Source organism: Oceanobacillus sp. NCCP-135 (assembly GCF_059698015.1).
In genome coordinates, this window is record NZ_BAAKSZ010000030.1 from 16,516 (window position 1) to 37,700 (window position 21,185).

Consider the following 21,185-nt stretch of genomic DNA (forward strand, 5'->3'; position numbering starts at 1 on the left):
CTGGCAATTGCTTATGTCATAAAGATTTCATTAAATCTTGACAGTTTATGCATATATTTTTCCTACACTTAAACGGATTGTACTTATGAATACTTTTCAATTAAAAGCGCTTAGGAGTTGACGTATATGAGCTTAGAGGAAGCTAAGAGGAAAAAGAAAGATAAAAAAAGAAATCGCTTTATTTTCAGAACATCTATTTTGGTGCTATTGGCAGGGGCCATAATATTTGCATTAGTTTCTAATTTGCAAGGAGATACAACTATTTATCGGGTTGGGGATACAGCCCCGGATTTCCAATTAAATCAGATTAATAATTATAACGAATTAGAAACAGTGCGCTTAAGCGATTATAGTGGAAAAGGAGTTATGTTAAATTTTTGGGGAACTTGGTGTAAACCATGTGAGGAAGAAATGCCATATATGCAAGCACTCTACCCTGAATATCAAGAAAAGGGTGTAGAGATTATTGCGATAAATCTTGATGCAACAGAATTCGTAGTTGATAAATTTATCGATAAATATGACTTAACTTTCCCTGTACCACACGATACAAGAGATCAAGTTCGTGACTTGTATAAAGTAGGTCCTCTTCCAAGTACCTTTTTTATAAGTCCTGAGGGAGAAATAGTTGAAGTTGTAGAAGGTGGACTTTCACTTGAACGATTAGAAGGATACCTTAAACAAATTCAACCTACGGAATCATAAGCCAGAGAGGGATGTAAATGAAGCATATAAAATGTGAATGTGGTCATGTCAATCCAGAGGGTACTGTCCTTTGTGAAGCATGTGGTAAACCAATAGAAGGAAATCAGCATATTGATGGAAACGATAAAAAGAAACTATTAAATATGCGCTATGAAGGAAGTGCGAGAAGGTCTACTACATTTAACAAATCAATAGTTGACAAAGTATGGAGTTTTTTCTCCTCGGTTAAGGTTGGTGTATGGTTAATTGTTATTGCATTAATTGCATCCGGAATTGGTACTATATTACCACTTGAACAATACATTCCAGCAAATGCAATATCACGAGATCCAGCAATATTTTATCCGGAAACTTACGGATTATTTGGGAAAGTATATTATCAATTGGGTTTTCACAACTTATATAGTTCCTGGTGGTATCTCATTATATTAGCATCCATTGGGGTATCCTTAGTAATTTGTAGTATTGATCGATTCGTCCCACTATATCGAGCATTAAAGCGTCAAAAGGCTAAGCGACATGAATCCTTTATTAATAGACAGCGTTTTTATAGTCAAACTGAAGTAGTTTCTCAGAAAGAATTTAATACAGTCAAGGAACGTCTGCAAAGGCAACGCTATCGAATTAAAGAAGAAAATGGACATATAGTCGCGGAGAAAGGCAGATTTTCTAGATGGGGTCCTTATGTCAATCATATTGGTCTTATTATCATTCTCATTGCAGCATTATTGAGAACAACTTCCTTTTTCTATTTAAGTGAGTATGTTTGGGTAAGAGACGGGGAACTTACAGTCATTCCCGGCACAGACAGCGAGTATTATATCGAGAATAAGAAATTCATATTAGATACATATGATATAAATGATAAACGTTTTAAAGATGCTCTTGCAAAAGAGGGGAGAATAATTCCTAGTAATTTCCAGACAAATGTTACGATTTTTAAGGCTGAGGAACCCGGAGTAATCGGTGTGGAAGGGGATCTAGTAAAGATTAATGATTTTGAAATAAGAATGAATGAACCAGCAAAATTTGGTGGTTATACTCTATATCAACAAGGCTATCAAATAAATGAATTCTCGAAGATGACTTTTAAAATCTATCAATTGAATGATCCAGAGGCTGAAGCATTAGGGGAATTTACAGTTGATTTATTTGACCCCAAAACAGAGTACGAGATTGATAGTGAATTCAGAGTAGAAGTGGTTGAATACTATCCAGATTATACATTAACCGAAGATCAGGTAAGGTCTAAGACAAAAGATTCCAATAATCCTGCATTCGTGTTTAACTTATTTCCTCCTGGTAGTGAAGATGCTGAGATTAGTTTTGTAGGTGACGTTATCGGTTCTGCAGAGGATTTAGGGATAGACACTTCCGCTGTTGACCTACAGCCTATGGGTAATGTTATCGGGGCATTCGCACCTTCAATTGACCCTACTGGTGAAAATCAATATCGTATTTTAATTGATTCCATAGAATTTGACCGTAAGAGTGGCTTAAGTATTAAAAGGGATTATACTATTCCATTTTTTGTAATAGGCACACTAATCTTTATGATAGGTGTCATCCAAGGTATGTATTGGCAACATAGAAGAATTTGGATACATCCAAAAAATGAAGGTATTCTTTTAGCAGCTCATACCAATAAGAACTGGTTTGGACTTAAAAAGGATATTGAAAAAGTAATAGACGGGACTTCCATTCAAATGGTGGAAGAACAAAAAGAGGATGATTAGGGAGGACAATCATGGAGGGCTTATTAAATACGAGTAGTACAATGCTTTTTACTGCGTTCATATTGTACTTAATCGCAACATTATTTTTCGGTGCAACTATTAAAGAGAAAAATGGTGAACAAAAAAAATCTGGTTTTGCCGGAAGACTAGCAATAACACTAACCATACTTGGGTTGGTTGCGCAGCTAATCTACTTTATTACAAGATGGATGGCCTCAGGACATGCTCCAGTTAGTAACATGTTCGAATTCGTGACTTTCCTTGGTATGTGTTTAGTGTTAGCGTTTGTCATTATTTATTTTATTTATAAATTAAACATTTTAGGTTTATTTGCATTACCGATTGCTATGATTTTCATTGCATATGCGAGTGTGTTTCCAACAGAAATTGCACCACTAGTTCCATCATTAAAAAGTTACTGGTTATATATTCATGTAACTACCGTTGCTTTAGGATCAGGCATTTTATTTATCAGCTTTGTTGCAGGATTAATGTACTTAATTCGCCAAGTTGATCAACGTAAACGTGATGCTCGAGTTGTTTCGTTAGAAGTAGTTTTATATTTCATATTCCTATTATTAGGTTTCATCCTTATTTCTTCCGTATTTAGTGCTATGAATTATAGTGCAATATTTGAATACGATTTAAATGGTAAGAGGGTAATGACAGAATATGAGTTACCAGCGATTGCTGCACCAAATGAAAGCACTCTAGTAACTGAAGGTGTAATGAAACCGTGGTTCGAAACCCCTTCATGGATGCAGGGTTCTCATGCTGGAAGAAAATTTAACAGTGTTATTTGGTCAATGGTTGTAGGGTCAGCTCTTTATGGTTTAACTCGGTTGCTGTTACGGAAGCGTGTAGGTGCGGCAATTAGTCCGCTACTTAAAAAAGTAAACCCTGAGTTAATGGATGAGATCAATTATCGTGCAGTAGCAATTGGGTTTCCAATCTTCACATTGGGCGGATTAATTTTTGCCTCTATTTGGGCCCAAGAAGCTTGGGGACGCTTCTGGGGCTGGGATCCAAAAGAAGTTTGGGCACTTATTACCTGGTTCTTCTATGCTGCATACTTACATTTAAGACTTTCACGCGGTTGGCATGGAGAAAAGTCAGCGTGGCTAGCTATAATAGGTTTTGGGATAATATTATTTAACCTAATTGTTGTAAATTTAGTGATAGCGGGGCTTCATTCCTATGCATAAATGCAATTAATTGATGTTACTTTAAACTGTTTTTAATATAACCCTAATATAAGCATTTTTAAAACTATCACTGTGAAAATGGTGATAGTTTTTTGATGGAAGTTGAATATATAGTGATATAACTTCTATTTTTGCCCGATAAATCATAGATTAAATAGAGGTGATATTTTGAAGAATGCTAATAATAGGGTAAAAATATTTTCAATAATATTAATCAGTTTATTTGTTCCAATGACAATTATTATAACTATGGTAATAAATAATTCAAATATGAAAAACAATATGCTTGCACAACTTATTAACTCAGATGAATTTTCGAAGGTTTTTTTATCTATAATGGGAGAAGAAATTCCCAATTTTAAAGAGTATATAGACAATGAATATAATACTCCTTCCATTGGTAACTTGTTATTAGAATCAATAACCGGAATTAATACTGATAACCTCAATATGGTACTAATCAGTGAAATTCTAGGATTCAGTTATAATAATGTAATTTATGTGGTTGGTCAGGGTTCAGATTATTCAAATCTCCCTCAAGAATCTCCACCACCAGACTTTGATGAACTACTAAAGACAGAAGGTTCAGTTAAAGATAACCAGAATGTACCAAACATAAATACAGATAGTTCAAATAATCCAACAGTTCTTATCTACCAGTCTCATAGTTGGGAAGGATATCTACCTTTAATGGCAGAGCATGAGAGGACAAGTGACTCATCAAGTATTAATAATAATGAAAATGTAGTTCTAGTTGGTTCCATGCTAGCAAAAAAATTGAACGAGTATGGTGTTTATGCGGTACAGGACCAAACTAACATTGCTAAAGCATTAAAGGATAGGGGATGGAATTATAGCCATTCTTATCAATTGTCTCGTGAACTTATCGAAACTACAGTTTCTAAAAATGAAGATATAACATATTTAATTGATATACATCGAGATTCAGCGACAAGAGATATAACAACTGTCACTATTAATGGGAAAAGTTATGCAAGGCTATATTTTGTAGTTGGGAAAGAGTATGCTAATTATGAGGAGAATTTATTATTTGCTAAAGAGCTGCATGAGAAACTTGAAGAGAAGTATCCTGGACTCAGTAGAGGTGTTTATTTGAAAACAAGTTCTGAGGGTAATGGTGTCTATAATCAGGATATATCAAATAGATCTCTATTAATAGAAATGGGTGGAATTGAAAACAATAAAAAAGAACTATCCAATACAATAAACGCATTTTCCGATGTTTTTATGGAACAGTATGAGGGAGTTATTGAGGTTATTGCTCCAAATCAAGGTTAAAGATTACAAATTTATCTAAGAATCAGGGCGGGTTTGATATTAACTTTAAAAGGTATGCAAGGAACTTACCCTTGCATACCTTAATATTTTTGATTTACTTATTCAGGCTGATTATCTACTTTACCTGTATCTGTATAAAATGGTTCAAAATTATTGTATTCAACTGTTGTAACCATTCCACTAGATGCGTGATGTAAATCATGGCAGTGGAATAACCAGTTACCAGGATTATCTGCAACGAATGCTACTTCATAAGTTTCCCCATACTTAACGTTCAATGTATCTTTGATAATAGGGGAACCTTGAAGTTCCTCTCCATTTTTACTTAGAATTTGGAAGAAGTGACCATGAAGATGCATAGGATGGTCAGCTTTATCCATACTGTTATTGGTAAGTGTAACTTTCACTTTGTCTCCCTTATCTACCTCAATAGGAGGGACGTCTGGATAGGTTGCTCCATTTATAGTCCATACCATGCCCATTTCTTCTTCAGAACTCATTGCAGTGTTAAGCTCCATTTCGTACTCTACATCAAAATTATCATTTAAATTAAATTGAGATTCTGTTTTCTCTCCAAGCTTCGTGATATCTACTATATCCGGTGTTAGAAAATGTTCAGCCTTCTGGCCATTTCCATCTTCATATACGATATCCATTTTCATGTCCTGAGCAGCTTCCATTTCACCATGACAATCGATGGTAAAGTCACCACTTCCATCCGCAATAAATTCAATGTCAACACGTTCCCCGGGAGCAACTTCGATAACTGAACCAGTTATTATTTGTGGATTATTTACCTTTTGTCCATCTACATGTGTCACTTTATAATCAACCGGAATATGGATTTGATGTGCCATATAGCCTGCATTTACAAATCGTAACTTTACAGTTTCTCCTTCTTTTACGAACAACGGCTCATTATTTTCATAAGTCTTTCCATTAATGGTGAAAATATCATAAGAAGACATATCATGAGCCATCATGTCTCCCATGTTGGATGATTCCATATCCATACCGTCATGATCCATGTCATCCATATCTTCCATACTACCCATATCACCATCGTCCATGCCATTCATATTCATATCATTTTCCTCATGACTACCTGATTCCCACTCATCAAGAACTAGGGTATAGTCTCGGTCGATATCAGCATCGTCCTCAGATTCTACGATTATCGTCCCGTATAATCCCTTATCTAATTGCTCAACACCATTTTGATGGGAATGATACCAATACGTTCCTGGATCATTTGCTAGAAATTCATATGTGTATGTTTCTCCTGGAAGCACAGCATCCTGTGTAACACCTGGAATCCCGTCTTGAGTATTAGGAACAGGAATACCGTGCCAATGAATGGAGACAGGTTCTTCTAATTCATTGGTTAGGTTAACCTTTACTACTTCACCTTGTTTAACACGTATTTGTTCACCTGGAACAGTACCATTGTAGGTCCAAGCCGTTATAGTTTTATCTGAACTTAATTCCCATTCTGTTTCTTGTGCAGTGAGATTAAATTCATTAGTTTTCTTGCCATCAAAATTGTCTGTTTTAACTTGTACTACTTCAGAAACAGTTCCCTCTGAATTGGATGTATCATCTTTCTCAACATTAGATCCATTAGATTGGTCTGTACATGCCGCTAAAATAGCAACAATAGAAATTAAGAGAGATGTAATTATAAGTTTTTTCATGTCTTGTTTCCTCCTCTTTCATATCGAGTGTACTAAAGAAATGTGAAGAAATTATGCATTTTTAATAACCGAAATGTGACAAAACTGATTTACCATCTATATTTTTTTAGTTTATTATATTGTAATTATTGTTGCTTAGGATTAAAATGTTTCCATAGGGAAACTTTTTATGACACGGGCATATCATGATAAAAATCCTACTAGAAGGAGAGGAAAGTATGATTGATGTTTTTATAGAATTTCCCCCAGTAATTCAAGCAATAATAGCAACACTTTTTACTTGGGGAATGACCGCATTGGGGGCGGCTTTGGTATTTACAACAAAGTCATTTAATCAAAGATTATTAGACAGTATGTTAGGGTTTGCTGGTGGAGTAATGATTGCAGCCAGTTTTTGGTCATTATTATCTCCTGCTCTAGATATGGCAGAGGGAGGTAGAGTACCTGTTTGGATTCCTGCTGCAGTTGGTTTTATGCTAGGCGGAGGAGTCTTATGGGCGGTAGATAAAATAATTCCGCATCTTCATCCTAATTCTTCAATAGGTCAGGCAGAGGGGCTGCATTCCAAAAAAGTTAAGAGAAGTACATTATTGGTGCTTGCTATAACCTTACACAATATTCCAGAAGGTTTAGCGATAGGTGTTGCTTTTGGAGCGCTAGCTACGGATTCTGCATCTGCTTCGATAGCTGGAGCAATTGCTTTAGCCATTGGTATTGGAATTCAGAACTTTCCTGAAGGGGTAGCTGTATCTATGCCGTTACGAAGGGATGGAATGTCTAGAAGAAAGAGTTTTTATTATGGTCAATTCTCAGGTATGGTTGAACCTATTTCAGCTGTTGTTGGTGTATTAGCAGTATCGCTGGTTGAGCCACTTTTACCATACGCTCTAAGTTTTGCTGCAGGTGCAATGATATTTGTTGTGGCTGAAGAGGTAATCCCAGGTTCCCAAGAGAAGGGGAATAAGGATCTTGCTTCAATGAGTTTAATGATTGGATTTACCGTGATGATGATCTTGGATGTTGCTCTTGGTTAGAGTTCAAGGGATTCAATTTGGAGTTAATAAATGATTTATATTTTCAAAGAAGGCAGTTTGTAATGCTTTCTAACAGTTTGGAAATCAATACTTTATTGATAGTTCAAATGAATTTATTTAATCTTGAACACAAAAAAAGTTAAATTAAAACAAAATGCCTTCCGTTTGAATATGGAAGGCATTTTATTTCTTTATAGTAAGAACAATATATAATGCTAAATTAAAATCCTTCACTAATGTGAAATTAACATTTTATTAAACTTTAAATCTTAAAAGGATGATTATTCAATAAGGGCCTTTCTTTGAAATAGATTGTTAACGTATAGAACTGTATCAGTGTCAAAATAAGTAGGTAATTTAAAACTTTGCTTGTACTGCTCATGACCCTTACCAGTAATAATAATCCAATCACCTTTTTGACTATGTTCAATAGCCCATTTTATAGCCATTGTTCGATCCTCGATAATCATACCTTTTTCATTTCCATATGAATGGTTTAAATAACTGAGAGTTCTTATCATCTCATTCTTAGAAACAGAATTTAAATCATCTAATGTCAAAATATATCGGGTACTTAGTTCGGAGGTAACAGATAACATTCCTTGTCTTTTACTCAAATCCCTACCACCACGATAGCCAAATACATGTGTTATTTTTTTTGCACCTTTCTGGTTTGCGGTTCTTAAACAATGAAAAATTGCATCAGCAGTATGAGCATAATCGACAACAGCTGTTGCTCCATTGGACAGTTTATAAATTTCAAATCTTCCTCTGACACCCTTAAAATTAATAATTGTTTCAAGAATGGATTCACTCTTTAATCCCATTATCCTGGAAGTTCCATATGCCATAACACTATTGTACATATTATGAATTCCTTCCATAGGAGAAAAAATATCACTTTCGATTTTATTATCCATAACCGTTACGATAGAGTTCTTTGAGTTGAAATTTATTATATTAAACTTACACTTAGATTTTTGTCCAATTGAATAAACAATTTTTCCTTGGCCATCTAATATCTTTGCTAATTCTTCACCCCAATAATTATCTATGTTAATAATTGCTTGTCCATCGTCTTTTAGATAGTCAAACAATAACATTTTGCTTCTAAAGTATTCTTCCATCGTTTTGTGGTAGTCCAGGTGTTCATGTTCTAGATTTGTAAACAAGCATAAATCAAAAGCTAAACCTTCAACCCGGTGTTGAGTTAGGCCATGGGAAGAGATTTCAATAATAATCACCTCATCCTTGCTCTCAGCTATAAGTTTGTGTAAATCAAATGAGCTCGGTGTGGTGTTCGTACTGTTTTTTACCTCACCATTGATTATGTTTTGTATGGTACCAATTAAAGAACAAGTTTTACCGTTACTTTCTAAAATGTGTTTTAAAAGGTGACTGGTTGTTGTTTTTCCGTTCGTCCCGGTGATTCCAATCATAATTTTATTTTTCGAGGGATCACGATAAAAGTTTCTCGATAGGATCCCTAATGTTTTTCTACTATCTTCAACCTGTACATATGGTATGGGTATATCATCAATTTCTTTTTCACCTATTACTAGACATGCCCCCTTGTTAATAGCTTGTTTTATATAATCATGACCATCAGCGTTATACCCCTTAATAGCTACAAAAACATAATTAATATTTACGTCAGATGAACTGTAAGCAATACCCTCAATAATTTGTTCTTCTGTTTCCTGCTTTATATTATTTAGAATTTCAATTCCATCCAATAATTGTTCGATTTTCATATATAAAATAGACTCCTTAGATAGAAATAAGATTAACTACTTAATTTTAAATTTAAAATATGGAGTTATTGTGCAGATTTATAACTGTAATAATCACTTAATGTTTTTAACAATATTTGTAAATAAAATGTGTTCTATTAGCAAAAGAAATAGAAATAATATAACTTCACCCTTCATGATGTACAGATAGGGTAGTATGCAGTATAGAAATAAACTATATGCTGACAATAATAAATGAAAATACCCAGAAAGGATGGTGACCGACCAATTATGACCACTCATATTGAAGATGAAAAAATTAAACAAGCTGATACAGATATGAAGAAAATAAAAATAATACTATTGTTAGCATTCCCAGCTATAATAGAGAACCTTTTCCAAACGATTTTAGGATTTGTTGATACCTATTTTGTGTCAAAGCTCGGATTAGTAGAGGTTTCCGCTGTTGGTGTTACGAATGCTGTATTAGCTATTTACTTCGCTCTTTTTATGGCCTTAGGTGTAGCAGCAAATGTATATATTGCTAATTTCTTAGGTGCAAATAAAGTAGAAAAGGCAAGGCATATAGCACAACAATCCCTTATTTTAGCCTCACTATTTGGTGTTATAACCGGTATTATTACGCTACTTTTTGCGGAGGAACTGTTGCAACTAATGGGCATTGAGGCAAATGTATTAGAAGCAGGTACTATGTATTTTAAAATAGTTGCTATCCCTTCCATTTTTATGTCTCTTATGTTTGTATCAAGTGCAATCTTACGTGGAGCAGGGGATACGAAATCTCCAATGAAAATAAGTATTATCGTTAATATCATTAATGGTATACTCGATTATATTTTTATCTTTGGTTTCTGGGTTATTCCTGGTATGGGTATTGTAGGGGCAGCAGTTGCTACAGTAATAGCTCGTGTAATTGGTGCCATAGGTTTACTACTATATATTCAGCGGTCAGAGTTAATAAAGTTTAAAAAGGAGTACTGGAAATTAGATAAAACACATATGAAAGAATTAATGGTTCTTGGTAGTCCAGCAGCTGGGGAAAGGTTAATTATGAGAGCTGGGCAAGTTGTATACTTTAGCTTTGTGGTGGCACTAGGAACCAATGTATTTGCAGCTCATCAAATAGCAGGAAATATAGAAGTTTTTTCCTATATGATTGGGTATGGTTTTGCTACTGCAGTGACTATTTTAGTAGGGCAGCAATTAGGTGCAGGAAATCAACAAGAAGCTACAAAATACGCAAAACTATCAGTTATATTAGCAGTTGGATTTATGACAATTTTTGGTGCAATGCTGTTTTTCTTTGGAGAATGGGCTGGAGGATTCTTCTCTCAGGATCCACAGGTTAAAGAAAACATAGGGACCGCATTAAAAGTTTCGGGAATATTTCAGCCTTTCTTGGCAATTGTGCTGACATTAACTGGTGCCTTTCAAGGGGCAAATAATACGAAATTTCCAATGTATTTAACTGGAGTAGGAATGTGGGCAGTACGTACACTATTTGTATATGTGTTAGGCATTAAGCTTGGATGGGGGTTATTAGGGGTTTGGATAGCTATTGGCTTAGATACTGGACTAAGAGCATTAGTGCTTATCATACAATTTAAACGCAACAGATGGATTGTTGAAAAAACTGATCAAAAAGAAGACCCAGAGTCTCATTGTCACCCTCAAACAACTAAAGAGAATATGTCTTCGTGTGTTAACAACTACTAGGTCGAAAAAATTATATTTAAGCATATGTTTGACATGAAAAGAAAGGTAAATAAAGAGTTGTCCACCATGAACAACTCTTTATTACTTGATTATTTAACTATTAATGTTGATTTCATTTCACTATGACCTTCACCACACGGAATGCTACAATAGATTATGTATTCCCCAGGTTGATCAGGTGTAAGTGATGCCTTACCATCACCCTCAATATTTACATCAAATTCATCAATTGCAATCCCATGCATACCCTCATTATTTGTAAGTGAGATAGAAACTTCCTCACCAGCATTTACGCTGTATTCAGCTTGGTCAAACTCCCAATTAGTTGCCTTGATGTCAATCACATTGTTCGAGGTAGCTTCCCCAGTTTGTGAAGAACTACTGCTATCCGTGTCGGTGGTTTGCCCACATGCTGCTAATACTAGAACCAATCCTAAGGTAATTAATGTTAGCAATCCTTTGTTCATAGAAATTCCTCCTTAACAATTTTGATATTCTTACTAATGATTACTCTAGAATACAATTGTCTACTTTCTGTGCAGAAAGAAGGACTTCTTTGTGAACAAACTATAAATCAGCTATGGGGCTAAAGGTTACATAAGAAAGTATTTCGTGAGAGATTAATAAAGCATTGATTCAACAAAAAGCCGAGCTGCTCTTCCTATTTTATAATTCCTCACGAAGCCTCCATTGTTCCTATCATTCCTGACTCTTTATGACCAGGTATTGTGCAAACAAACTTATATACCCCAGGTTCAGTAGGAGTAAAAGAAATGGACTGTTCTTCTCCAGGGGCAGCGTGGAGATGAATAGTATTTGCGGTATTCTCATGATGATGGTTAGAGTTTTGCTGCACTTTCGATGGAGTAAAACCGATAATTTCTAGATCGTGTTCTATTTTACCAGTATTCACTATTGATAAAATTACCGTTTCTCCGACCTTGACGTTAACATTATTAGGTAGAAAATCATATTCGTTTGCGTTGATTTTCAAACTATTGTTGCTTTCTTCATTTTCAGAGTGATTATGCTCTGCTGAACCTGTTTCTATAAAGACGGGACCAGTTTGATTGAAAACAAAAAACAAAAATCCAAATAGAAAAACGGGCACTAACGGATTGTAAAAAAGGGATAATTCTTTTCCGATATTCTCTTTTTGCATCATATAAAATAGAATCAGCATGGTAGCGAGGAATAAAAAGAACATTATTAGAACAATGGCGTCATGATATTCCATTGTAATCATCGCTCCTAGCATAGCACCCATCATTCCACCCATCAAACCTGATAATAGACCATCTAGAACGGCCATGACACTGACGGGGATTCCCGCTAAAAATCCGACAATCATCCCTGCAGCCATTCCTAATAAGGTGGCTAGAAAAAAGTTTTCAAAAAATAGTATCCCAAAGATTATACCGAGAAGTAATCCAACACTCATTCCTAGTGTCATTGAAATCATCATACCAGTCATACAGGGTACTTTTCTTCTATTGTAAAATGTTTTTCCAATAATAATAGTTGATAATAGAAAAGTGATTAAAAATATCAAATACAAAGTTGTTCCCATTTTGTTCAAACCCCTCTCTTTTCTTGTCCAATTATGAAGTTAATTAATTATATGTCTGTCCATACTAAAAATATTCTTTTTATGAGAAAAGGAAGGGAGGGGGAGTCAGCATTTGAATTAGAGTATTATCATAAGAGGACGCCGATAAATAATCCTAACTATTTTCATAATGATAAACATTGATTAATTCGTGGCTAATTGTGGCGATTTTGTGAGGTTTTGTAAACCTGCACAATTTCTGCATTAATTGAGGCTATATTAGGAAGTAATGTTTAAATTTATAATTGGAATTGTTTAATTGTAAATTTACATGATAAAAGGTGAAATGTAGTTTTGTATAATTTGAACTATATAATTGTCAAAAGATGTTTCTAGAGATACTATTATGACAATCAGAGGGGGATTGAATTGGACGAAATTAATATTTTTCTTGCTTTTGGTGCGGGATTTCTATCTTTTATTTCACCATGTTGCTTACCGCTTTATCCTGCTTTTATATCATATATTACCGGAATGAGCGTTAGTGAAGTGAAAGAAGAGAATAAAAAAATGAATAAACGAGCAATTTTACATACCATTTTCTTTTTAATTGGTTTTTCCAGCATTTTTATCATGATAGGATTTACGACATCTTTCATCTCTGAATTCTTATTAATATATCAAGATATTATTAGACAAATTGGTGCTATATTAATTATTTTCTTTGGATTAGTTATTGTAGGAGTTCTTAATTTTAAGTTTCTTATGAAGGATAGGAGAATATCGTTTAAAAACCGTCCAGGTGGATTTTTAGGATCATTTTTAATTGGTATGGCGTTCTCACTAGGGTGGACACCTTGTACAGGACCAATACTAGCCATTGTATTGTCGTTGGCTGCTACCAATCCAGATGTTGGCATGGTGATGATGATAGCTTATGTATTAGGATTTTCAATTCCATTCTTTGTACTTTCCTTCTTTGTAGGACGAATAAAATGGATTAAAAAACATAGTGTCAAAATTATAAAAATCGGTGGATATATAATGATTTTCATGGGAGTTGCACTTTTCTTTGATTGGCTTACTAAACTAACTTCCTTTTTAGCAGGTTGGATTGGATTTTATGGATTCTAGTATTTTAACAACAACAGGAGTTGAATAATAGATGCAAAAAGGTTTATTTGCAGTGATTGGATTATTGCTCATAATTTTGTTATCGGCATGTAATGACAGTACACAGGAGATAGAAGGGGAAAAGAATATTAAGGAAATGGTATATGAATATAGTGTCAATAGCATTGATGGTGTAAATGCTTCCATTACATCTCAAGAATTAATTGTTACAGAAAGTGATAATGAGAAAACTACCTACAACTTGCCTGAGGATGAGTTTTTTGTTTCAATTGCTCCATTCATTAATACAACTCATCCTTGTACAAATCACAGCCTAACTGGCTGTCAAGGTGAACTAATCGATAAAGAATTTGATGTATATATTCAAGATGAAGATGGGAATGTAGTTGTTAATGAAACAATAACATCGTTAAAGAATGGATTTATTGACTTATGGTTACCTCGAGATAAAACATTTCAAGTTAAAATTGAATATGATGGAAAAATAGCAGAATCTGAAATTTCCACATTTGAAGGTGACAACACTTGCATAACGACTATGCAGCTGATTTAATTGTGATTGAGCAGAACAAGGGTTGTTAAGGGAACTTTTTAACTAACAATTACATTGCTTTCTAAATTGTATCTTTCAGATTTTAGTTTGCTGCTGCCTAAGGAACCCAATCTTATTGCATAGGAATTACCCCTTAAAAAATGACGTGTGAAGCTGTAGGAGCCCCAAAAAGTGATTTTAGGGTATATCTCACAACTGACACGTCATTTTTGAATTATCAAACACTCATCTACGCTTTGTTACTCTTATTAATATTAACTCTAACGAGAATCTTAGGAAGCCATCTGCCTGCATGCAGTTGCACATGAACGGCAAATTTCAGCACATTCCTTGCAATGTGCATCTTGGAATTTATCACATTCCGTAGCACAGCCTTCACACATTGAAGCACAAAGTTCACAAAAGCTTTTAGCCATATGACTGTTTCGAGCCATTAGAGCCGCAGCCTGTAAACAAATTTCAGCACAGTCATTTAGATGCTGAATACATGTAATTCTTGCTTGAATGTCTGGTTCTTGTAAACATGCTGTATGACATTCCTCACAGGCACGTGCACACTTTAAACATTCCTCAATACAATGATCCATGTTTGATGGTGAGTTGGAAAGTACGCCCATCTATAAACACTCCTTTTCATTAAAAATTTAACATTAGTAGGATTCTCTATGAGTTGGATATTATACAAGAGTTTAGTAATGGGATTCTATCACTTCAAAAACATATGGAAAGGTAATAATATCTTGTCCAATTTTAAATTCAGCCCAGAGTTTATACTTTCCTGCTATATCAAAATGCGTTTCAAAAATTGTTTTATTATTTGATACTGGATGTACATGAATAAACCTTTCCGCTAGTTCATCAAGAATGACAACGTGACCTAATGCACCTAAATATGGATCGGGGTTTGCATTTTTTAAATTAAATTTTAATTCAACCTTTTCATTGGTGGCAAAATGCCCATGCTCCAATATAATTTGATATCCTTTTATTTCTTTTTCATTTTCGGAATCAGGCTTTAATCGCATTATTGATTCATTTGCGTGATTTCTACCTATTGAAATAGGTTCTATAACATAATCTTTTCCTTCAACAATAATATCTACAAAACCCTTATAGCTTCCTCTATCACTTAATTTAACTTTTGCTTCAAAATGGTTATCTTTTATTTTTTTTGGATGTAGATGATAGTATTCCTCCAGATCGTTACTAACTATAATCAGATGCATATATTTTTCATGATTTTCTACTAATTCAATTGGATTATTGATATCATCATCATTTTCCAAATGAATTTCTACGATATTATCTCTATATGTTAAGGAAACGTTAATTTCATTATGAAAATTTTGGTTTGGTATAGTGCTTTCATGATGCTGATGATGTTGTTCCATATTATCTCACCTCGTATTATTGAATTAACAAGAAATTAGGTTAGGATTGACTTCTAAGTAAAAATGTCCCAAAAAAAGGGACATTTACTATCAGGAGGGTATTATATCTTTTTACCCTTAATGGTGTAACTGGTTTGGTTGGTTAGTGTTAACGTTTTTGTTTTGATAAATTGGCATATGGTTATGATTATTATTCGCTTGTAATGGATTTTGGGCCTCAACTTGCTCTGTTGTAGATGCGTTAGGGTGGCTCATCCATCCATTCTGTTGTGCTAACATACCAATTTGTTCAGCTATCTGTGACTGTTGTAAGGCCATTTCAACATGTATTTTTTTAACCTGTGGGTTTTTCATATTAAGTGCTGAAGTGAAATTATTGTTTGCCATTGCCATTGCTGTAATTTGGGCATCTGTCGCAATATCTTTATCCTCTAAACCAAGTGAAGAATAAGTATTGTGGTTATGACTTGTAACGTGTGGAATTGGTGGTAAAGACACCTGGTTCAAATTGTCTGGATTTAATAAGTTATTCATTACATTTACATGATTTTTCATTAATCCTGCATGTTGTTCCAACAACATTATTAACTGCTGATTTTTAGTACCAGAAGCATATAGCTCCAACTTTTTGATAAGTGCATTATGGACTGACAGGTGATTTGCCATAAGCCCTACATCTATAGTTTTTAACATTTAAAAAGCTCCCTTTTATAGGTGTATTACCTAGTGATTAATATTATTATTGTCAGTCTCATTCGAACTATTCATCCTTTTAAACCCTTATAACGAGATAATCGCCATCCTTCATTTTTACCACATCTGCCTTCATTGCTTTAGCAATGTCCTGTGTGATACGCTTTTGCTGTTCCTCATCGTTAGCTAACAATGAAAGTTGTGACCCACCTAGTATGCGGTCTTTTTGCAATGTCACAATGGCCAGCACTTGATAATTTGGTCTTTGGGATATTTCTCTACCCATTAATCATTCCCTCCCAATAAATTTTGTGTTCATTAATTTACTGCTTTTTTTAACGCTTTCAAGTATAGGGGTATTCCTAACAGTATGTAATAGTTTATTGATATCACCAGCAATAGGTATTAAGGTAATAACAATTCTTCCATCATCATATTCCTTTCTACTAAAGTGGTATCTCTTTGCACCTAATGCTCTAGTTGCTTCAAATAATATTGCCTGTCTTTGCCCAAAGTTATCAAGTCCAATACGGAAATGTTCTTCATGGGGGTGAATCACTACTGCTATTCCTTCATCTTTAAACATCTTTGCGGCATTTTCACTCCCTAGAAGATTGGAAACATAAATGCCATCCACAAATAATTCTGATCCTTTTACTTCAATTTCACCTTGTTTGACATCAGCTATATCACCAACACTTTTTCCTTTTGAAAAGCGATTGATGATATAAAAAGTTAGTCCACCAATAACAATTGCTGCTAAAACGCTTAACCAAATTTGTTCCAGATTGACAATTTGAATTGTCAATGATGATACGAGAGCAACTATCAATGCGAAATAATTTCTTGATTCAAACGTTTTGGATATCCCATCAATATAGGCATCTCCACGGTATGCAAATTCTGTATTTTCTAAGTCCTTTAAGCTCTCCCTCTCAGATTTTCTTACATCACGAAACTGTTGAATAGCAACTGTTAGAAAAGTTACGGCTACAAAATTTTTAGTCATTAATGCTGGTATTGCAACTGCCCCTAATGATGCGGCGACAAAGCCTGTAACTAAATGTATTAAATATCCATTTGGATAACTAGGATATTGCCGATAGTCAGCTTTAATAGTCATTATACGAGCCATAGTACCCATAACAATTCCTGTTACAATCATTACAAGATATTGAGAGGATATCATTTCAGTATCCATAAAGGACCTCCTTGTATAAAGGGATATTGTTTCTATCTCTAAATCCGTTGAAGTAATCATTAATAGTATTAGACATTCAACATTTTTCATTCAAATAAATGGCAGTGTGCAATTAAGTGAATTCTCGTATAACTTTAATGGAGCACAAAATGAATTGTACTCCATTAAAGTTGAGATTATAAACAAGCGGCGCATACAATAATAAGCAGGATAAATAATACAACGATTAAAGCGAAGCCATTAGCTCCATAACCAGTTCCCGCTGTATTATATCCGTAGCCTCCATAACCAAGGCCGCCACCACCATATGGTCCTATGCCGAATCCGAATCCCATAATCCACCACACCTTTCAGTAATCTATATCATTAATATCCATATCCCACGTAGGACGCACCAATAATAATTAAAAGGATAAACAACACAACAAGCAAAGCGAATCCTCCGCCATATCCTACACCTACACCTGCAGCAACATCACTCATTAAAAAATACACCTCCCTAATCATATACATTTACTATATGAAAGCTCACTATTTCTGGTATGGATATTATCCCAGAAATAATTAATTAAATAATGATTTGATTTAATTCTTCATTAACTTTTTTGCTGAGAATGTTCCAAATTACTTAAATTAAATCCACTTATGCCCTGGTATATATGTCATTTAAGAAAATAGGTCACTATGCATACAATGTTATGTGGCTATGGATACTTGGGAGGTGAAAAGTTTGTCAATTGATCATCATTATGAAATGTGTTGTCGATATAAAGGAAGGGCTATTAGAATAAGGTGTCGTGACGGTAGTATGCACACTGGGATAATTCGAAGCGTTACTAGGAATAGGGTTTATTTGCAACCACTCGGTCCTAATAGAAACCTTGGTGGTTTTGGTTATGGTTATTACGGCTATGGTGGCTTTGGCTATGGAATTGCACTTGGTGCGATTGCCACACTAGCATTAATACCTTTCTTCTTTTGGTAAGCATAAGAACAAATGGCTTATGGATTTAAAGCCATTTGTTCTTGTATCCTACAACAATGGGTGATGTTCGTCATTATCCAAAAGCAATTGTGCTATAGTATTTGATTCCATGCTTAACATCTCTTTACTAGTGACTTTGAATGCTTTTACGTATTTTTTTATTAGGGAATAGCCCATACAGTATCCGCTCATTTTAGGATAGTCATCTAAGCCATATACAATCATTTGATGTATGAAGTCAAACTTCGAAACATTTCTGTTAGGGTAAATCAGGTCCTTCCATATGTGACTAAGTTCATTTTCAGCATAATAGGAGGTCCATTCTGCTACATATTCTTTACCTACTCTTTCTAAAACTGCATTTTCTGCTAGTCCCTCCAATATAATCGTATCAAGTAATACGTAGTCTTTCTCATCCTTTTCCCATTTAGTTAATCGACACACATGGTTATATTCATGCGTAATTAGTGCTTTTAATTCTTTTTCTGTATTTTCCTGGGATACAAATAGAAAAAGTTTATCTTTAAATGCTAAGCCAGACTTTCCTTGGGATAACTTTTTTAACCTTGTATTTTGTGAATCTGAAGGAAAAATAAAAATAGGAATATCTGGTCCTTCCCATTCCTTTTGGAGTGATAGAAACTCCTCATTAATTGTATTCCATACCTTATTTTCTTGTAATGTTTTAAATTGTTCAGTACCCTGTGGTATAGGTTGATACATTCCATGCATGACTAAATACTCATAAATTTCCTTTGCAGAAGCATTATGAAAATATTGTTTTATATTTTCACATATTTTAATAGGTTGATAGTAGTCAGTTTGTAGCCACTGATCTGTTGTAATTATACTCACCTTATAGACTCCTAACTAATTTTTATTCTTTATAGTATGTATGGACTAAATAAACGTTTCAGAATTCGGTATGGAATCTAAATCATATATAGGCGTATACCTTTCCATAAATTTTTTATCGGAATACTTTAAAATAAACAGAAATGGGGGTGTTCCGGATATGTTTCCAGAAAGACCAAGAGGACCAAAGCCAATTTTGCCACCTAGACCACAGCAAATAAAAAGAAAACAGATTCCCAATAAATCCAGTTTGCTGTCTAGTTTTCAGAATGATGAAGGGGATATGGATATTGATAAGGTTATGGTAACCGGAAAGAAGATAATGGATGTTTATAATCAAGTAAGTCCATATTTTTCTAAGTTTATTAAAAGATAGCTACTAGATTGCAAAAAAGGGGATTTTTTATGAAACCAACATACTTGAATTGTTTGTCATTGCTAGGAGTTGGTGGGGCACATCCTGGAGGACTTAAACTTACTAAAGATATTCTATTAAAAGAAGATATAGATAAAACTAAAAAAGCACTTGATATTGGATGCGGTACGGGACAGACATCGGCTTTTATAGCAAACCAATATGAATGTGATGTTACAGCGTTGGATTCGAATTATGTGATGTTAGAAAAATCAAGGGAAAGATTTTCAGAGCTTTCCTTATCTATTGATATTGTTCATGGGTATGTAGAAAACCTTCCGTTCGAGAATCTATTATTTGATCTAATTCTTTCAGAGTCTGTACTAGCTTTTACCAATACTTCCAAATCCATATCTGAAGTTAAACGAGTCCTCAAACCATGTGGTGTATTATTGGCAATCGAAATGGTATGCGAGCGAGAATTATCAAATGAAGCACGGACAGAAATCCAAGATTTTTATGAAGTATCTCATCTTTTAAGTGAAAATGATTGGATAACTATCTTTCGAGCAAATGGGTTTGGACAGGTAAATGTTGAAAAAGTTAAATTAAAAAATGAACTGAATGATTTGGATAATACTGCAGAATTTTCTCTATCTGAAAATATTCCTGATGATTGTTTTTATATTCTAAAGAAACATGAATATTTTACTGATTTATATCGAGATAGCTTAGGATTTCGGATATTCCGATGTAATATTTAACAATTATAAATTGCTTGGGGGGATGTCATTTGACGATACGAAAAGCAACATACAATGATATAAAAGTAATTCTTAGCCATTCAATGGAGGTATTAAGAGAATCAACTAACGAACGAATAACTCCCACCCAGAGAAATGCGGATAAAATGGTATCTCCATTTATGGCAGACGGGGGTAGCTATCTCATTTACATTGAAAATGACGAAATTAAAGGATGGATTGGAATAGGTAGTATTTTTGATTACTATTTGGAAAAAGTAATAGGTTATATTTCTGAACTTTATGTAATGCCACTATATCGTGGACATGGCATAGCTGAAAAACTATGTAAGGAAGCATTAACAAAATTAAGAGAAGAGGGCTATACAAATGTTCAATTAAATGTTTTTTCAGGAAATCAGGCCAAGAAACTTTATAAGAAACTTGGTTTTCAAGAAGTTTCTACACTGTTGGAGATTGATTTGAATAAATAGAATAGAAGGATAACTACCCTTTTGTTGGCAGTCACGAACTATGACGGATGAAAGGTCAGCAGCATTGACGTGGCATGTGATTTACAGCC

At 34.3% G+C, this 21,185-nt stretch carries 23 protein-coding genes and 1 pseudogene; 12 read left to right on the forward strand and 12 right to left on the reverse strand.

Annotation, left to right across the window (positions count from 1 at the left end; translation table 11 throughout):
- Positions 1–126: 126 nt before the first annotated feature.
- The 4 genes from resA to spoIIP all read left to right on the forward strand — a co-directional run bounded on the left by resA (position 127) and on the right by spoIIP (position 4,945).
- Positions 127–705, forward strand: a complete 579-nt coding sequence (gene resA, locus AC6HVZ_RS16525) for a thiol-disulfide oxidoreductase ResA (RefSeq protein WP_047982431.1) — start codon at positions 127–129, stop codon at positions 703–705.
- Between the two features lie 17 nt (positions 706–722).
- Positions 723–2,441, forward strand: coding sequence for a cytochrome c biogenesis protein ResB (gene resB, locus AC6HVZ_RS16530; protein WP_047982430.1), 1,719 nt, complete (start codon positions 723–725; stop codon positions 2,439–2,441).
- Between the two features lie 11 nt (positions 2,442–2,452).
- A complete protein-coding gene (gene ccsB, locus AC6HVZ_RS16535; RefSeq protein WP_497559251.1) occupies positions 2,453–3,646 on the forward strand; it encodes a c-type cytochrome biogenesis protein CcsB in 1,194 nt (397 codons plus the stop codon).
- A 168-nt stretch (positions 3,647–3,814) separates the two neighbouring features.
- Positions 3,815–4,945 (forward strand): stage II sporulation protein P, encoded by a 1,131-nt coding sequence (gene spoIIP / locus AC6HVZ_RS16540; protein ID WP_497559252.1) that lies wholly within the window; start codon positions 3,815–3,817, stop codon positions 4,943–4,945.
- Positions 4,946–5,043: 98 nt separating this feature from the next.
- Here spoIIP and AC6HVZ_RS16545 read toward each other — a convergent pair whose 3' ends face one another.
- Complete coding sequence (locus AC6HVZ_RS16545; protein ID WP_497559253.1) at positions 5,044–6,639, reverse strand: multicopper oxidase family protein; 1,596 nt, start codon at positions 6,637–6,639, stop codon at positions 5,044–5,046.
- Positions 6,640–6,857: 218 nt separating this feature from the next.
- On the opposite strand from AC6HVZ_RS16545, the gene AC6HVZ_RS16550 reads away from it, so the two are divergent.
- A complete protein-coding gene (locus tag AC6HVZ_RS16550) occupies positions 6,858–7,673 on the forward strand; it encodes a ZIP family metal transporter (protein WP_497559254.1) in 816 nt (271 codons plus the stop codon).
- Positions 7,674–7,954: 281 nt separating this feature from the next.
- Here AC6HVZ_RS16550 and AC6HVZ_RS16555 read toward each other — a convergent pair whose 3' ends face one another.
- Positions 7,955–9,427 (reverse strand): UDP-N-acetylmuramoyl-L-alanyl-D-glutamate--2,6-diaminopimelate ligase, encoded by a 1,473-nt coding sequence (locus AC6HVZ_RS16555; protein WP_497559255.1) that lies wholly within the window; start codon positions 9,425–9,427, stop codon positions 7,955–7,957.
- A gap of 270 nt (positions 9,428–9,697) precedes the next feature.
- Between AC6HVZ_RS16555 and AC6HVZ_RS16560 the strand changes: the two genes are divergently transcribed.
- The gene (locus AC6HVZ_RS16560) at positions 9,698–11,143 is read left to right on the forward strand and encodes an MATE family efflux transporter (protein ID WP_497559261.1); all 1,446 of its coding nucleotides are present in this window, start codon (positions 9,698–9,700) and stop codon (positions 11,141–11,143) included.
- 89 nt (positions 11,144–11,232) lie between these two features.
- Here AC6HVZ_RS16560 and AC6HVZ_RS16565 read toward each other — a convergent pair whose 3' ends face one another.
- Both AC6HVZ_RS16565 and AC6HVZ_RS16570 read right to left on the reverse strand, forming a co-directional pair.
- Complete coding sequence (locus AC6HVZ_RS16565; RefSeq protein WP_497559256.1) at positions 11,233–11,610, reverse strand: cupredoxin domain-containing protein; 378 nt, start codon at positions 11,608–11,610, stop codon at positions 11,233–11,235.
- A 209-nt stretch (positions 11,611–11,819) separates the two neighbouring features.
- Entirely contained in the window at positions 11,820–12,713 is an 894-nt protein-coding gene (locus AC6HVZ_RS16570) for a cupredoxin domain-containing protein (RefSeq protein WP_497559257.1), read from the reverse strand.
- A 408-nt stretch (positions 12,714–13,121) separates the two neighbouring features.
- Here AC6HVZ_RS16570 and AC6HVZ_RS16575 point away from each other — a divergent pair, with 408 nt between their 5' ends.
- Positions 13,122–13,826, forward strand: a complete 705-nt coding sequence (locus tag AC6HVZ_RS16575) for a cytochrome c biogenesis CcdA family protein (protein WP_121132926.1) — start codon at positions 13,122–13,124, stop codon at positions 13,824–13,826.
- 31 nt (positions 13,827–13,857) lie between these two features.
- Positions 13,858–14,379, forward strand: a complete 522-nt coding sequence (locus tag AC6HVZ_RS16580; protein ID WP_497559258.1) for a CueP family metal-binding protein — start codon at positions 13,858–13,860, stop codon at positions 14,377–14,379.
- A gap of 272 nt (positions 14,380–14,651) precedes the next feature.
- Here AC6HVZ_RS16580 and AC6HVZ_RS16585 read toward each other — a convergent pair whose 3' ends face one another.
- The 7 genes and pseudogenes from AC6HVZ_RS16585 to AC6HVZ_RS16615 all read right to left on the reverse strand — a co-directional run bounded on the left by AC6HVZ_RS16585 (position 14,652) and on the right by AC6HVZ_RS16615 (position 18,147).
- The gene (locus tag AC6HVZ_RS16585) at positions 14,652–14,996 is read right to left on the reverse strand and encodes a four-helix bundle copper-binding protein (protein ID WP_497559259.1); all 345 of its coding nucleotides are present in this window, start codon (positions 14,994–14,996) and stop codon (positions 14,652–14,654) included.
- 72 nt (positions 14,997–15,068) lie between these two features.
- Positions 15,069–15,770, reverse strand: coding sequence for a DUF8832 domain-containing protein (locus tag AC6HVZ_RS16590; RefSeq protein ID WP_497559260.1), 702 nt, complete (start codon positions 15,768–15,770; stop codon positions 15,069–15,071).
- Positions 15,771–15,887: 117 nt separating this feature from the next.
- Positions 15,888–16,463, reverse strand: coding sequence for a spore coat protein (locus AC6HVZ_RS16595; RefSeq protein WP_121132934.1), 576 nt, complete (start codon positions 16,461–16,463; stop codon positions 15,888–15,890).
- 79 nt (positions 16,464–16,542) lie between these two features.
- The gene (locus tag AC6HVZ_RS16600; protein WP_047984077.1) at positions 16,543–16,749 is read right to left on the reverse strand and encodes a capping complex subunit for YIEGIA; all 207 of its coding nucleotides are present in this window, start codon (positions 16,747–16,749) and stop codon (positions 16,543–16,545) included.
- A 3-nt stretch (positions 16,750–16,752) separates the two neighbouring features.
- Positions 16,753–17,664 (reverse strand): YIEGIA family protein, encoded by a 912-nt coding sequence (locus AC6HVZ_RS16605; RefSeq protein WP_121132936.1) that lies wholly within the window; start codon positions 17,662–17,664, stop codon positions 16,753–16,755.
- Between the two features lie 176 nt (positions 17,665–17,840).
- Positions 17,841–17,918, reverse strand: a pseudogene (locus AC6HVZ_RS16610) (YjcZ family sporulation protein); the annotation flags it as partial.
- 112 nt (positions 17,919–18,030) lie between these two features.
- Entirely contained in the window at positions 18,031–18,147 is a 117-nt protein-coding gene (locus tag AC6HVZ_RS16615) for a YjcZ family sporulation protein (protein WP_121132939.1), read from the reverse strand.
- A gap of 271 nt (positions 18,148–18,418) precedes the next feature.
- Here AC6HVZ_RS16615 and AC6HVZ_RS16620 point away from each other — a divergent pair, with 271 nt between their 5' ends.
- Positions 18,419–18,649 carry a hypothetical protein gene (locus AC6HVZ_RS16620; RefSeq protein WP_379543222.1) on the forward strand — a complete coding sequence of 77 codons (231 nt, stop codon included), beginning with the start codon at positions 18,419–18,421 and terminating at the stop codon, positions 18,647–18,649.
- A 48-nt stretch (positions 18,650–18,697) separates the two neighbouring features.
- Here AC6HVZ_RS16620 and AC6HVZ_RS16625 read toward each other — a convergent pair whose 3' ends face one another.
- Positions 18,698–19,504: a DUF2268 domain-containing putative Zn-dependent protease gene (locus AC6HVZ_RS16625; protein ID WP_121132943.1), complete on the reverse strand. Its 807-nt coding sequence runs from the start codon at positions 19,502–19,504 to the stop codon at positions 18,698–18,700.
- Between the two features lie 160 nt (positions 19,505–19,664).
- Between AC6HVZ_RS16625 and AC6HVZ_RS16630 the strand changes: the two genes are divergently transcribed.
- The 3 genes from AC6HVZ_RS16630 to AC6HVZ_RS16640 are packed head-to-tail and all read left to right on the forward strand — an operon-like array spanning position 19,665 to position 21,096.
- A complete protein-coding gene (locus AC6HVZ_RS16630) occupies positions 19,665–19,880 on the forward strand; it encodes a YppG family protein (protein WP_183072807.1) in 216 nt (71 codons plus the stop codon).
- Positions 19,881–19,909: 29 nt separating this feature from the next.
- Positions 19,910–20,623, forward strand: coding sequence for a class I SAM-dependent methyltransferase (locus AC6HVZ_RS16635; protein WP_121132947.1), 714 nt, complete (start codon positions 19,910–19,912; stop codon positions 20,621–20,623).
- A gap of 29 nt (positions 20,624–20,652) precedes the next feature.
- Positions 20,653–21,096 carry a GNAT family N-acetyltransferase gene (locus AC6HVZ_RS16640; RefSeq protein ID WP_121132948.1) on the forward strand — a complete coding sequence of 148 codons (444 nt, stop codon included), beginning with the start codon at positions 20,653–20,655 and terminating at the stop codon, positions 21,094–21,096.
- The last annotated feature ends 89 nt before the right edge of the window (positions 21,097–21,185 follow it).